Origin of the sequence: Cystobacter fuscus, from assembly GCF_002305875.1 — a bacterium.
Taxonomy (GTDB): domain Bacteria; phylum Myxococcota; class Myxococcia; order Myxococcales; family Myxococcaceae; genus Cystobacter; species Cystobacter fuscus_A.
In genome coordinates this window covers 11,995,449-12,009,270 of the sequence record NZ_CP022098.1, presented here as the reverse complement: position 1 = coordinate 12,009,270, position 13,822 = coordinate 11,995,449, and the positions used below count along the sequence as shown (strand labels likewise).

General features: G+C 70.3%; 10 protein-coding genes and 1 tRNA gene. 4 read left to right on the top strand and 7 right to left on the bottom strand.

All coding sequences use genetic code 11. The features are described 5' to 3' along the window. Positions 1-31 precede the first annotated feature (31 nt). From CYFUS_RS48720 to CYFUS_RS48695, 6 genes are all read right to left on the bottom strand, one after another. Positions 32-1,411, bottom strand: coding sequence for a hypothetical protein (locus tag CYFUS_RS48720; RefSeq protein ID WP_095991465.1), 1,380 nt, complete (start codon positions 1,409-1,411; stop codon positions 32-34). A gap of 38 nt (positions 1,412-1,449) precedes the next feature. Continuing rightward, on the bottom strand, positions 1,450-4,359 hold the full coding sequence (locus tag CYFUS_RS48715; protein ID WP_095991464.1) for a TonB-dependent receptor: 2,910 nt from the start codon (positions 4,357-4,359) through the stop codon (positions 1,450-1,452). A 98-nt stretch (positions 4,360-4,457) separates the two neighbouring features. Continuing rightward, positions 4,458-4,895 (bottom strand): ExbD/TolR family protein, encoded by a 438-nt coding sequence (locus CYFUS_RS48710; protein WP_095991463.1) that lies wholly within the window; start codon positions 4,893-4,895, stop codon positions 4,458-4,460. 12 nt (positions 4,896-4,907) lie between these two features. Further along, a complete protein-coding gene (locus CYFUS_RS48705; RefSeq protein WP_095991462.1) occupies positions 4,908-5,321 on the bottom strand; it encodes an ExbD/TolR family protein in 414 nt (137 codons plus the stop codon). Then, positions 5,305-6,063 carry a MotA/TolQ/ExbB proton channel family protein gene (locus CYFUS_RS48700; RefSeq protein WP_095991461.1) on the bottom strand — a complete coding sequence of 253 codons (759 nt, stop codon included), beginning with the start codon at positions 6,061-6,063 and terminating at the stop codon, positions 5,305-5,307. The genes CYFUS_RS48705 and CYFUS_RS48700 overlap by 17 nt, the downstream gene beginning before the upstream one ends. Positions 6,064-6,124: 61 nt before the next feature. Continuing rightward, the gene (locus CYFUS_RS48695) at positions 6,125-6,871 is read right to left on the bottom strand and encodes an energy transducer TonB (protein ID WP_095991460.1); all 747 of its coding nucleotides are present in this window, start codon (positions 6,869-6,871) and stop codon (positions 6,125-6,127) included. Positions 6,872-7,086: 215 nt separating this feature from the next. Between CYFUS_RS48695 and CYFUS_RS48690 the strand changes: the two genes are divergently transcribed. After that, positions 7,087-10,905 carry a serine/threonine-protein kinase PknK gene (locus tag CYFUS_RS48690; protein WP_232537253.1) on the top strand — a complete coding sequence of 1,273 codons (3,819 nt, stop codon included), beginning with the start codon at positions 7,087-7,089 and terminating at the stop codon, positions 10,903-10,905. A 3-nt stretch (positions 10,906-10,908) separates the two neighbouring features. Here the strand turns inward: CYFUS_RS48690 and truB are convergent, their stop codons facing one another. After that, complete coding sequence (gene truB / locus CYFUS_RS48685) at positions 10,909-11,808, bottom strand: tRNA pseudouridine(55) synthase TruB (protein ID WP_095991458.1); 900 nt, start codon at positions 11,806-11,808, stop codon at positions 10,909-10,911. Between the two features lie 159 nt (positions 11,809-11,967). On the opposite strand from truB, the gene CYFUS_RS48680 reads away from it, so the two are divergent. The 3 genes from CYFUS_RS48680 to CYFUS_RS48670 all read left to right on the top strand — a co-directional run bounded on the left by CYFUS_RS48680 (position 11,968) and on the right by CYFUS_RS48670 (position 13,751). Continuing rightward, positions 11,968-12,038 (top strand) — tRNA-Gln (locus tag CYFUS_RS48680). 74 nt (positions 12,039-12,112) lie between these two features. Beyond that, positions 12,113-12,640, top strand: coding sequence for a non-proteolytic archaemetzincin-like protein (locus CYFUS_RS48675; protein ID WP_095992674.1), 528 nt, complete (start codon positions 12,113-12,115; stop codon positions 12,638-12,640). Positions 12,641-12,773: 133 nt separating this feature from the next. Next, complete coding sequence (locus tag CYFUS_RS48670) at positions 12,774-13,751, top strand: TolB family protein (RefSeq protein WP_095991457.1); 978 nt, start codon at positions 12,774-12,776, stop codon at positions 13,749-13,751. The last annotated feature ends 71 nt before the right edge of the window (positions 13,752-13,822 follow it).

Here is a 13,822-nt window from a genome sequence, read left to right as displayed (position 1 = left end):
GAGGGCGGCCCCGGGTGCTGCGAGGGACTGCTCAGTTCTCCGGGTACGCGGTCCAGCCGGCCAGCCAGTTGTCCGCGCCCACCGCGCCCACGAAGCGGGCCGAGGCGTCGAAGAAGCCATCCGCGGGCGGCGTCGCGGCGTTCGCCGTATCCAGCGCCAGCGAGCCCGTCTGGGGCGCGAAGTTCGGCGCCTTCAGGTCCTGCGAGGCCGTCAGCTTCGGGTCCACCACCTGGTTGCGCAGGGCCGCGGCGAGGAACTGCTCGGGCTCCTTGAAGATGGTGTCGTTGGCGAAGCGCGACGCATCCTCGTTGGTGACGGTGCCCGCCGAGTCCTTCACCGGGTTGGCGGCGTAGGGGATGGACGTGGTGTTGCCCCGGTTGTTGTAGAAGAAGGTGTTCTCGATGGACAGCGAGCTGGCCGAGAACATGGCCACGGACGCCTTGCCGTCCACGTCCACCGCCTGGTCCGCGAAGTTCACCACCAGGCCGTTGCGCAGCTTGACGCCCGCGCCGGTGTTGAAGACGAGGCCCTCCTGCTTGGTGCCGCTCGTGGCGACGGCGCGGCCGGAGCCGATGAACGAGGCGTTCCAGATCTCCGGCATGGAGCGCGGGTTGGCCGCGTTGTCGGAGCTGTTGCCGCTCGCCTCGATGCCGCGGTTGCCCACCTTGCTGTTCTGCTGCACCACCAGGAACTGCACCTTGCCCCGGTAGCCCAGGTCGTAGTCCAGGCCGTCGTCGTCCGGCTGGGTGATGACGATATGCTTGAGGTTGGCCGTGCCGCCGAACATCTCCACGCCGTCGTCCGCGCCCTTGTGCACCTGCACGAAGTCGATCTCCGTCTTCGAGCCGCAGCCGCCCGTGGTCAGGCCGTTGAGCTCGTTGTTCGGCGCGAGCTGATAGCCGGCGAACTCGATGCGCGCGTACTTGAGCTTGCCGCAGTCGTGGGTGTCGTCGGTGCCGCCGTACTTCGTGTTCTCATCCTGGCTGTTGGTGACGAAGCCCTCGATGCTGTTCTGTCCGCCCGCGGAGTTGATGGTCGCCCGGCCCAGCAGCACCACGCCACCCCAGTTGCCCGGCTCGCGCTCACCCTCGGCGCGGGCGCTGGTGAAGACGATGGGCTTCTCCTTCGTCCCCACCGCGTTGAGCTTCGCGTTGCGCGTGATCACGAGCGCGCTGCCATCGTTGCCGAGCACCTTCGTGCCCGCCTCGATGGTGAGCGTGCCACCCTGCACGAAGATGTACTTCTTGAGCGAGTAGACCTTGTCGGCCGTCCAGGTGGTGTCCTGGGTGATGGCCTCGGTGACCTCCACGGTGGTCGAGGGGGTCGGGCCGGGGCCGGGCTGCGGCTCTTCGACGCCGCAACCGGCGAGCAGGGACATGCCGAGGGTGATGCCAAGCGCGAGACGCTTCATGGGGTGGCTTCCTTTGACTGCTGGGGAAAGAGAAGGGGCTAGAGCGCCCAGCCGAGTGACGCGGAGAAGGCGATGCCCGGGCGGTAGTTGACGACGGAGACGCCGCCCTGCTGGATGCGCACGGCGGAGTTGAGGAGGTTGGAGCCGGTGAGCTTGAGCTGCGTGCTCGCGCCCAGCTTCTGGCTCACGGTGAGGTCCACGCGGTGGAAGGGCTGCTCGTAGACGTCGGGCAGTCCCTGCACGCCCACCTCGCTGATGCGCGGGCCGTACACGTTGTAGAGCAAGGCCACCTCGGTGCCGCTCTCGGGCCGGTCGTAGCCGAGGTTGAGGTTGACGACGTAGGGCGACTGGCCCTGCATCGGCCGGCGGCTGTTCGTCTGGGAACCCAGCTTGATGGGGTCCGTCAGGATGATGTTGGACTGGATGAGCGTGAGGTTGGCGGCGGCGCGGAAGTTGGCGAGCACGGGGGTGATGCGGCCGAGCGAGGCGCGCGCCTCCAACTCCAGGCCATAGCTGGTGGCCCCGTCGGCGTTCTCGAAGCCGAGGTCTCCGGCCTGGGGGTTGTTGATGACGCGCTCGATGGGGTCGCGGAACTGCTTGTAGAAGGCGCTGGCGGCCAGCACCTCGTTCTCCCCGAGGAACCACTCCGCGCGGGCATCGACGTTGTGGATGCGCGTCTCCACCAGGTTGGGGTTGCCGGACACGTTGCGCCGGCGCGCGAAGTCGTAGAAGAGGAAGGGCGCCAGCTCGCGGAACGTGGGCCGCGCGAGCGTGTAGCTGTAGCCAGCGCGCAGGTTCACCTCGGGGGTGAGCGCGTAGATGGCGTTGAAGGAGGGCAGCACGTCCAGGTAGTTCGCCTCGCTGCTCACCGTGGGAGTGGTGTCGAAGGGGCTGTGCGCGGTGAGCTGCTGCCGCGAGTTCTCCAGGCGCACGCCGCCCACCAGGCGCAGGGGCTCCACGGGCTTGGCCTCCGCCGTCAGGTAGCCGGCGAAGATGCCGAGGTAGGCGTCGTAGGCGTCATCCGGGCGGGTGGTCTCGCGCATGCGGATGCCCGTGCCCAGGATGTCGGGGCCGAAGAGCGTCTCGGGCGGAAGCGAGGCGTCCACCGGCTCGTCGGTGAGCTGGTAGCGGAAGCGGCGGTTGGAGAAGTCGCGGAAGGACACCTGGGCGAGGCCGCCCGCCTTCAGGCGCACCGCGGACAGGGGCACGGTGAGGCTCGCGCTGCCGCCAGTGGAGTTCTCTCCCAGGATGACGTTGAAGCGCTCGCCGCTGTTGGGCTGGTTGGGGAAGGAGTACTTGCCGCTGGGGCTGCCCAGGTCGTCGGCGTAGAGGGTGTCACGCGTGTCCGGCTCGTCACGATCCACGCGGCTGAAGTTGGCCTGCCAGTCGATCTCCGCGTCGCCCAGTCCATTCAGACGGTGGAAGCCGCGCACCTGGTTGAAGGAGAGCACGCGCGAGATGAATTGCAGGCGGGTGCCCTCGTAGGTCTCCGAGCGCTCGTTGTTCACGCCGCGCGAGGTGAAGCTGGAGATGTCCGTGCCGCGCGTGTAGAGGCTGAAGAGGGTCAGCTCGTTGTCGCGGTTGAACTGGTAGCCGGCGCTCGCGAGCGCGCTGAGGTTGGCGCCCTCGGTGCCGAGCTGGGTCTGGGAGCCATCGCGCTCCTCGACCTGGTCCAGCGTGTTGACGGCGCGGGCGTACTGGGCCAGGCGCACGCCCTCGCGGTGTCCGTAGTTGACGGCCGCCAGGTAGCCCAGGCGCTGGTTGCCGAAGCGCAGCGTGTCGCCCACGGACGCGCCCAGGCCCAGGTTGGGCAGCGCGGTGCTCTGGCGCGCGGACCAGACGTTGGAGAAGCTCTTCCAGGTGTCCACCGACGAGCCCAGCCGCTGGTCACGCGGCACGCTCGCGGGCAACTGGCGCCCGGGGCCCGTGAAGCCCAGCGTCTCCAGGAAGCTGCCCGGCTGGGTGTTGCGCGGGCGGAAGGTGGAGATGCTGTCGCCGGACAGGGTGAGGCGGGGCTTGAACTCGAACTTGCTCGGGTAGGTGTTGGTCTCGATGAGCAGCGTACCGCCGCCGAAGGTGCCGGGCAGGTCCGCGGTGTAGCTCTTCACCACGTTGAGGTTGGCCAGCAGCGTCGTGGGGAAGAGGTCCAACGGCACCGAGGGCTCATCCGGCTCGGGGCTGGGCAGCAGCGCGCCGTTGAGCAGCGTCGTCGCGTAGCGGCCACCGAGTCCACGCAGGAGCACGAAGCGGCCATCCACCACCGTGGCGCTCACCACACGCTTGACCGCGTCCGAGGCGCTCGAGTCCGGCGTGCGGGCGATCTCCTGCGAGCTGATGGCGTCCGATACCGTGACGGCCTTCTTGCGCTCCTGCAGGAGCGCGCTCTCGGCGCGGCGGTCCGAGCTGGCCTCGACGACCACTTCCTGCACGGCGGCGGCGTCGGCGCTCAGCTGCACGTCCAGCTTCGTGGCCTTGCCCGCCTCCACGCGCACGCCCGTGACACGGCGGCCCTCGTAGACGTCGTAGAAGACGCGCAGGTCATACGTCCCGGGAGGCAGCGCGAGCTGATAGTTGCCGTCCACGTCGGTGAGCACGCTCTTCTGCGCGCCCGAGACCACCTTCACCGTGGCCTCGATGAGGGTCTCCTTCGTCTGCGCGTCGGTGACCTGGCCGTAGACACCGGTGAAGCCCGCCGGGGGCGTGGTCGAGGCCTCATCCATCGACTCGTCCATGGCCTCATCGGCCACCTGCGCCGCGGGCTCCTCGGCGGCCGGGGCCGGCTCGGCGGGGGCCGCTTCCACGGGGGCGGTCTGGTTGGGCAGGACGTCGGTGGTGGGCGGGGGCGTCACGGCCCCCTCGGGAATCGGGGCCTGCGCCAGCACGGGCGAGGCCATCAAGAGCAGCGCCATCAAGGGGGCGCGGAGGATGTCGGGATGGAAAGACAACACGGGTCTCCTCACCGGCGGACTCGCGCAGAGAACGCGAGGTCCGTGGCAACCAGAGGAAGGGAAGGTGAAAGGGGAGCGAAGCGGAGATGAACTTCAGGTCACGGAGCGGCGGGCTCCGCGACGGCGTCCGGGGCGACGGCGACGGTGATGTTGCCGCCGCGCGCGAGGTCCAACACGTCCATGGCGCTGCCGTAGGGCACGTCGTTCTCCGCGTCGAAGAAGACGATCTTGTCCGGACGGGCGTTGAGCATGCGCTGCAGCCGGATCACGAGCTGGTCGCGCGGCACCTCGTCGCGGTTGATGCGCAGCGCGCCACTCCTGGTGAGCGTGAGCACCAGCGGAGGCAGCGCGCCCGGAGGAGGCGGCGTCTCGATCTTCTCGTCCGACTTGCCGGGCACGTCCATGGTCATCTGCTTGGTCATCAGCGGGGTGACGACCATGAAGATGATGAGGAGCACGAGCACCACGTCCACCAGGGGCGTCACGTTCATGGCGGGGCGGATGCCGCCCTTGCCACCACCGAGGTCGAAAGCCATGACAGTTGGTCCCTATTTCTTGAGGTCGATGACCTGCAGCGAGATGCCGGGGAAGCCCGCGTCCTGCAGCGTCTTGAAGACGTTGCGCACCTCGGCGTAGCGCACGGCGCGGTCGGCCTTGAGCACCACGCGCGCCTGGGGATCCTTCTCGATCACACCGCGCAGCTTCTCGACGAGCTGGGCCCGCGGCACTTCGTGCTTGTCGAGGAAGAGCGCGCCCTGGGCGGTGAGGCTCACCGTGGTGGGCGTCAGCGAGTTCTCCTCGCCCTTGTCCACGTTGGCCGCCGCGGGCAGGTCCACCGCCGCGCCGGCCTCGAGCTGGGGAGTGACGACCATGAAGATGATGAGGAGGACGAGCACCACGTCCACCAGGGGTGTCACGTTCATCTCGGGCACGAGCCCGGCGCCCTTACGCCGGGCGGACATCGTGACCCTCCCGGAGTGCCGCGCGCTCCACGTCCAGGGCCATGGCACCCTCGCCCCGAGCGGCCTTGGTGCCACCCGTGGAGTGCATGTCCTCCAGGTGATCCATGAACTCGCGGCGCGCCAGATCCAGCGACAGCACGAGCGCGTCGGCGCGGGTGGACAGCAGGTTGAACATCAACACCGCGGGGATGGCCACCAGCAGGCCGAGCGCCGTGACGACGAGCGCCTCGGAGATGCCCGCGGACACCGCGCCCAGGCCGCCCGAGCCCGTCTTGGCGATGCCGGCGAAGGACTCGATGATGCCCACCACCGTGCCGAGCAGTCCGACGAACGGGGCCACCGAGCCCACCGACGCGAGCACGCTCATGCCGCGGCGCACGTCCGCGCCCACGCGCTCGTAGATGCGCTCCAGCTCGCGCCGGGTGAGCTCCACCGCGCCGAGGTTGCCCTGGGGCGCCTCCTTGCGCACCAGGTACGTCTTCACCCCGCCACCCAGCAGCTTCGCCAGGCTGCTCGCGCGCGCCTTGGAGGCCTCGACGACGAACGCCTCGTGCTGCTGCGACTCGAGCATCCGGCCGCCCTTGGCGATGAACGCGCGATCCGCGCCCTTGGTGCGGAAGAGGAAGAAGAGCCGCTCGAAGAACACGATGAGCGAGGCCAGCGCGAACGCGACGAGCGTGTAGGCGATGCACCGGGCGAACAGGCCCATGTGGTGGTAGATGTCGATCAGATTGAAATTCATCTCGGGGGCTCCGGCGTGGAAACGGCGGGTACTGGCGCTGCGGGCGCTACGGCTGCGGGCGCTACTTGAGACGGAAGGGAATCTTCACGATGCGGAACACGGCGGTGGGCTGGCCGGCGACGAGCGCGGGCGAGTAGCGCCACGACTTCACCGCGGCGACGGCGGCGCCCACGAAGGGCTCCTCTCCGCGCATCACCTTGACGGCGCTCACCCGGCCGTCCTCCTCGACGACGATCTTCAGGATGACCAGGCCCTCCTGTCCCTTGGCGCGCATGTCGGCGGGGAACTCGGGGGCGATGTTGGAGTCCAGCTCGCGCGGAGGCGTGGCGGACTCGGGCAGGTTGATGGGAGCGGGGCGGCGCGCGCCACCGGAGCCGGCCACTCCCGCGCTGTCCATTCCCGTGACGATGGCCCCGGCGACGAGCGAGCCCGTGCCACCCACGGCGATGGGCGCGGCGGCCACGGCGTTGGCGGCATCGGCCTCGGGGGGCTTCTCCTGGGGAATCTCCTTGGGTGCGAGCATCGCGGCGGGCGCGGCGACGGTCGGCGGAGGAGGCGGGGGCCTGGCCTTCGGCTTGGGGGGAGGCGGAGGCGGCGGCGGAGGAGGCTTCACCTCGGCCACTACTGGAGGAGGAGGGGGGCGGAACACCACATCCACCTTCTTCTCCTTGAGGACCTCTTTGACCTGGGAGCCCACCGTCACCGCGGCGACGCCGAGCAGGGCGCACACGCCCAGGGATGCCACGGTGGAGAGCGCGAACCGGCGGGCGGACTGCACATCGGTGGCGCTATCGAAGGTCTCGAACATGACGAGCGTCGTATAGCGAGGGCATGTCGCGGGCCTGTACCCACGGCGTGACATTTCGTGGCTCGGTGTGTGACGGAAGGGTCACGTGGGGTGTCGAGACGACTTTTCGCGTCCTGTGGTCAATCGCCCCTCGGGGCAGCCAGCCGGACGGGCGGCTCCACCGGGGGGAGCGTTCTTGGTGCCCTGGACCGAACCGTGCGAGTCTTGCGCCTACCATGTCGGCCGCGGCGCTCCACCAGGAGGAAGAAGGGCAGGAGAGGATCGGCCCCTATTGCCTTCTGGGCAGGCTGAGCGCGGGAGGCATGGGCGTGGTGTATCGCGCCCGTCACGAGGAGACCGGCGAGCTGGTGGCGCTCAAGACGGTGCGCGTGCCCGAGGTGGCCATGCTCCGGGGCATCCGCCGGGAGATCCACGCGCTGCGCCGCATCCAGCACCCGGGCGTGGTGCGCGTGCTCGCCGAGGGCGTGCAGGACGGGCTGCCCTGGTACGCCATGGAGTTGCTGGAGGGCATGACCCTGCGCCGCTTCATCGACGTGCTGTGGCGGCGCGATGCGCGCATCACCCAGGAGGTCGTCACCCAGGCCGTCTCCGCCCCCACGCCCCTGGCGCCCGGGGAAGGACGGATGGTGTTCCAGGCCTACGGGCCGCCCCCGGAGGATCAGCGGCGGCCCGCCGCCCAGGAGCGTCTGGACGAGGTGCTCCTCCTGGTGCGCCGCTTGTGCTCCTCGCTCGCCTTCCTTCATGGCGAGGGGCTCGTGCACCGGGACCTCAAGCCGGACAACGTCGTCATCCGTCCGGACGGGACGCCGGTGCTGGTGGACTTCGGCCTGGCCTCCAACTTCGGTGGGCCGCTCAGCCGCGAGTCGCTCGAGGTGTCCGGCACCATGGAGGGCTCGTACGTCTACATGGCTCCCGAGCAGATCAAGGGCGGGCTGGTGGACGCGCGGGCGGATCTCTATTCACTCGGCTGCATCCTGTATGAGCTGGTGGTGGGCCAGCCGCCCTTCTCCGGGCTGGGCTGGGAGGTGTTGCGGCGGCACCTGAAGGAGGCGCCCCACGCGCTCTCGCGCTGGGTGCACGGGGTACCGCCGGAGCTGGATGCGCTGGTGTTGCGCATGCTGATGAAGGTGCCGCGCGAGCGCCTCGGCTACGTGGCGGACGTGGGCGCGGTGCTCGCCGGGCTGTGCTCCGGGGCGCTGCCCGAGGTCGCTCCACTGGCCCCGCGGCCCTACCTGTACCGGCCGGAGTTCGTGGGCCGCCTCGGGCTGCTCGAGGAGCTGGAGGCCCGGCTGGAGCGGGTCCGGGAGCAGCGGGGCGGGTGTCTGTTCATCGGTGGGGAGAGTGGCGCGGGCAAGACGCGGCTGGTGATGGAGTGCGCGGTGATGGCCAGCCGGCGCGGCTTCCGGGTCGTCACGGGAGGCTGTCTTCCGCTGTCGGGTGGAGCGGGGGGCGAGTCGCGCCATGGCGAGCCGCTGCATGCCTTCAAGCCCGTGCTCCAGGCCATCGCCGACGAGTGTCGGCAGCGAGGACTGCAGGAGACGGAGCACCTGTTGGGCGAGCGGGGCAAGGTGCTCGCCCTCTATGAGCCCGCGTTGGCGGAGCTGCCCGGGCAGGACGCGTGGTCCGAGCCCCCGCGACTGCCGCCCCAGGCCGCGCGCGAGCGCCTCCTGCGCTGTCTCGCCGAGACGCTCGCCGCCTTCTGCGAGAAGGATCCCGTGCTGCTGGTGATGGACGACCTGCAGTGGGCCGATGAGCTGTCGCTGGGCGCGCTGGACTTCCTGCGCGAGGGCTTCCTGCGGGGAGCGTCCATGCTGGTGATGGGCACCTACCGCACGGAGGAGCTGGGCACGCCGCTGCGCGGGTTGATCGAGTCGCCGCGGGTGGAGCACCGGGTGCTGGGTCAGTTCGACGCCCCGGTGGTGGCGTGCATGGTGGAGGACATGCTGTCGATGGCCTCGCCTCCGGCCTCCTTCGTCAACTTCCTCACCACGCGCTCGGCGGGCAATCCCTTCTTCGTGGCGGAGTACCTGCGCACGGCGATCGACGAGCGGCTGCTGTATCGCGATTCCCAGGGCCAGTGGCAGGTGGCCGCCCGGGACGACGCGCTGGCGCGGCTGCACGAGGCCCTGCCGCTGCCGGGCTCGCTGCACGACCTGGTGTGCCGGCGTCTGGACGGCCTGGGCACCGAGGCGCGTCGGCTGTTGGAGGTGGCGGCGGTGCTCGGCCGCGAGCTGGACTCGGACATCCTGGCGGCGGCGGCCGGACTGGAGGACCTGCAGGAGCTGGAGGCGCTGGAGGAGTTGCGCGCGCGGCACGTGCTGGAGGACGCGGGCAACGGACGGCTGCGCTTCGTGCACGACAAGCTGCGCGAGTTCGCCTACGAGGGCATCTCGCCCGAGCGTGGGCGCGCGCTGCACCGCGCGGCGGCGCTCGCACTGGAGGCGCAGGACGTGTGGGGCGGGGTATCGCCCGCGCTCTACCCCGTGCTGGCGCACCACTGGGAGCAGGCCCAGGACGACGTGTGGACGTTCGAGTACCTGGAGAAGGCGGCTCGGCACGCGCTCGCGGCGGGCTCGAACGTGGAGGCGTGTGGCTACCTGAACCGGGCGCTGGAGCTGGAGGTGCGGCGCGGGAGGGATCGGGGCGTGCGCCTGGACGCGGTGCGGCGCGCGCGCTGGGAGCGGATGCTGGCCGAGGCCCTGCACGGCCTGTCCGACTTCGATGGCTGCATCGCCCACTGCCACCGCTCGCTGGAGGAACTGGGCGAGCCCTTGCCGACCACGGAGGCGGGTTGGCGGCGCTTCCTGTTGGCGCAGGCGGCGCGGCAGGTGCTGCACCTGGTGATGCCCCAGCGCTGGCGGCGGGCGGAGGACCGGCAGGCGCGCGAGCGGATGGGAGACGCGGCGCTGTCCGCGTTGCGGCTCGCCGAGTGCTACTACTGGCGCTACGACGCGTTCCGGATGATGGCCACGGCGCTCCTGTCCACCAACCTGGCCGAGCGCGCGGGGCAGGACGAGAAGGTGCTGCGGTTGTATGGGCAGCTCGGCTCCATCGCGGGCTTCGTGCGGCTGGACGCGCTGGCGCGCTCGTACTTCCGCCGGGCCCAGCAGGAGGACCGGGCGCTGGATGACCCGAGCGCCATGGCCTTCGGGCTCATCTCCGAGTCGATGTTCCACGCGAGCTTCGCGCGCTGGCCTCGCGCCGCGCTCAAGGCGAGCGAGGCACAGGGGACGCTGTTGCTGCTGGGCAACCAGAGCGAGTTCGAGCTGACGGAGGTGCTGCTCGGGCACGTGGACTTCTTCACGGGACACTTCGAGCAGGCCCTGGAGCGCTTCGCGCGCCTGCGCGAGGCCGCGCGCAAGCGGGGGCATTTCCAGCACATGGTGTGGAGCATGTACACCATGGCGCGCAGCCTGCTCGTGCTGGACCGGGGGGACGAGGGCCGGGCCCTGCTGCGCGAGTCGGCGGCGCTGCTCGAGGGCAAGCATGACCCGCTCTCGCACATCATCACCGGGGGGCTGCTGGCGGTGTCCGCGCTGGAGCGGGGGGAGTGGGAGGCGGCGCGGGAGGAGGCGGATCGGGTGATGGCGCTCGCGCGGCGCTACCCGCCGATGCTCTTCACCGAGGGTCATGGCTACGAGGGCGCGGCGCGCGTGTACCTGACGTTGTGGGAGCGCGAGCGGGTGCCGGGCCAGCCCGCCCCGGCGGTGGCGGAGGAGGCGCGGGCGGCGTGCGAGCGGCTGTCGTTGTTCTCGAACCGCTTCCCCCTGGCGCGGCCCATGGCGCTGCGGTGCGAGGGGCGGATGCACTGGCTGGAGGGCCGCGCGTGGCGGGCGCGTTGGGCACTGAAGCGCAGCGCGCGGCGGGCGCGGGAGCTGGGCATGCCCCTGGACGAGGCGTTCGCGTGGCTGGAGCTGGGCCGTGTCCTGGCGCCGGGCTCGCAGGAGCGCGGGAGCTGTCTGCGTCAGGCGCGGGAGGGCTTCACGGCGTTGGGTTGCGCGGGGCTCGCGCGTCAGGCCGAGGCACTGCTCTGAGCGTCAGAGTCCGGCCCACAGGTGGGTGTGCACCTGGAGGGCGCCGTCCTGTTCGCGCAGCAGCGCGACGAAGCGCCCGCGTTGCAGGGCCCGCACGAGCGGCTCGGGTGGCGGGAATCCCGGGGGGAGGGACCACTCGGGAGGCCGGAGTTCACCCCGGGGGATGGTGCGCCCGTGCTTGAGGGCGTTGATTTCGTCGCCGGCGATGGCGCGCGAGGGGTACCAGGGCAGGAGCGCGGGGCCGTGCAGGGCGACGCGGCCGTCCGGGCCGGGATCCTCCCAGGGGCCGATGGCGCTGCGGCGCAGCCGGGACAGGTGCGCGCCACACCCGAGTGCCCGGCCGAGGTCGCGCGCCAGGGAGCGCACGTAGTAGCCCCCGCGGCAGGTGAGGCGCAGGTGGCTGTGGTGGGGCAGCTCATGCGCGAGCCAGCGCGCCTCGTGCAGGTAGACGCGCGAGGGGGGCAGCTCCACGGCCTCGCCCCGGTGGGCCTTCTTGTAGGCGGGCTCGCCGTCCACCTTCTTGGCGCTGGTGGCGGGCGGCACCTGGTCGCTCCAGCCGAGGAAGGGAGCGAGCGCGGCGTCCAGGGTGGCGGGGGTGAGGTGGGCGGTGGAGCCGAGCGGGGTGGGCTGGCCGAGTCCGTCCCCGGTGTCCGTCTCCACGCCCCAGACGACCTCGGCCTCGTACGTCTTGGGCAGGGCGTGCAGTCCGTCCATGAGGTGCGTGGCGGGGCCGGCGAGCAGCAGCAGCAGCCCCTCGGCGAACGGGTCCAACGTGCCCCCGTGGCACACGGGGAGCTGCTTGCGCGTGAGGCCCGCGGCCTCCACTTCCTCCATGAAGGCCCGCACGAGGGAAAAACTGGTGACGCCCACCGGTTTATGGGCCAGATAGATGCCGGGCTTCATGGGGTGGGGGGCTCCTCGGGAGGACGTAAGGGGCGGGGTGCCAACCTCCTACCCGTCCGGCCCCCCCGCTGTCATTCAGTCAACCCCGCGAGAGAATTGTTTCCGGATCGGACTGGATGGCCTACAATCCGATGGCGAGCTGTAGTGATGCGATCTTGCTGGGGCGTCGTCTAATGGCAGGACGTCAGACTTTGAATCTGATTATCAAGGTTCGAATCCTTGCGCCCCAGTCACCCTCGTTCCCTATCCGGGTGGCGCAGCCCGCCGCGCTCCCCTGAGCCTCAAGGACGGTGAGCAGATGGCGATGCCGCAGAAGGCCCTCCTGCTGGTGCCAGTGGGCAATCCGCCACCGGTGCTCCTGCGGGACTTGGAGGAGCCCCTCGCGTTGCAACTGGGTCTGCGGGTCGTCGTGAGCAAGACGGCCCTGTCCACGCCCACCTACGCCTTCAACAAGGACCGGTCGCAGTACCACTGCAACGCCATCATGCGGCGGCTGGTGACGTTGATGGAGCCGGGCCACGCCATGGTGATGGGCGTCACGGACGTGGATCTGTTCGTGCCGGACTCGCCCTTCGTGCTGGGCGAGGCGGACCGGGAATCCAAGAGCGCGGTGTTGAGCGTGTTGCGGCTGCGCCAGGGCGTCGAGGGCGAGCAGCTCAAGCGCCGCGTGCAGGTGGAGGCCATCCACCTGGCGGGGCACCTCTTGGGCCTGTCCTACTGCGAGGACGCGCGGTGCGTGATGTTCTTCGCCCAGACGCCCCAGGACTGCGACCGCAAGCACATGTCGCCCTGCAACAACTGCCGCAACGAGTTCAATAAGATCTCCCGCTGACCCGCGTCGCGCCCGCTCGGGTCGTCCGTGATTGAATGCGCGGCGCGTGGGGGGCGTCCCTCGCGCGCGCGAGCGTTCCCGGGCATCCCGTGGAGCGCCGTGCCTCGGGCCGGACGACACGGGAGCATGGCGAATGAAGGCGTTGGTACGGATTCTTGGACTGGCCGCGGTGGCCGGGCTGGCGGCGGCGTGTGAGCCGCTGGACATCGATTTCGGGGGCGGTGGTGGTGGTGGTGGCGGCGGCGGAGCCTTCAGCAGTGGCTTCGTCTTCGTGCGCAACGGCGCGGGGGGCCGCAACGTGTACGCGGTGGATGAGGATGGCGACGCCAACTCGCCGCTGCGGCTGACCACCGAGGGCGGGGCGTACGAGCCCACGGTGTCGCGCAGCGGCCTGGTCGTGGTGTTCGTGTACCGCTCGGGCGCGACGTGGGAGATTCGCAGGGTGCCCACCACGGGCACGGGTCAGGCCTCCACGGTCTTCTCCAACGCGAGCACCTCCTGCTCGAACTGCGCCAACTTCCGCTACCCCACGATCAGCCCCACCGGGGAGACGATCGTCTTCACCCTGACGAGGAACAACACCCCCTCGCTGGCGAAGGTGAACATCGACGGGACGGGCTTCCAGGTCTTCGCCAGTGGCACCTACTCCTACGGCGCGGCGTCCTTCTATCCGGATGGCCGCAGCGTGCTCGTGGCGGCGGGCTTCGGCGCCAACCAGTTGAGCACGCTGCTCAACGTGAACGTGACGACGGGCGCCTCCAACGTCATCACCAGCAGCCTCGGCAACACGGGCGCGGTGTCGGTGGTGTCGCGCGCCGTGGTGTCCCCGGACGGTACGCGCGTGGCCTTCGATGGGCAGACGAACAACGGCTCGCAGATCTTCGTGGGCCAGCTGGGCAGCCAGAACCTCTCCAGCGTGACGCAGCTCACCCGGCACACCGGGGAGTTCGGCGTGATGGACACCTGGCCGAGCTGGCGCGGCAGCACCGAGGTGACGTTCCTGTCCAACTCGGGCGGCAACGACAACATCTACCGCATCAGCATCGCCACCACCGGTACGGGCACCCTCGTGGTGCCGGGCGCGCTCGAGCCCTCCTACGGCGGCACGTAGTCCCCCGGACGTACGAAGGCCCGGGGACCCACGGCTTGGGGTCTCCCGGGCCTCGTCTCACGGGTCGGCCG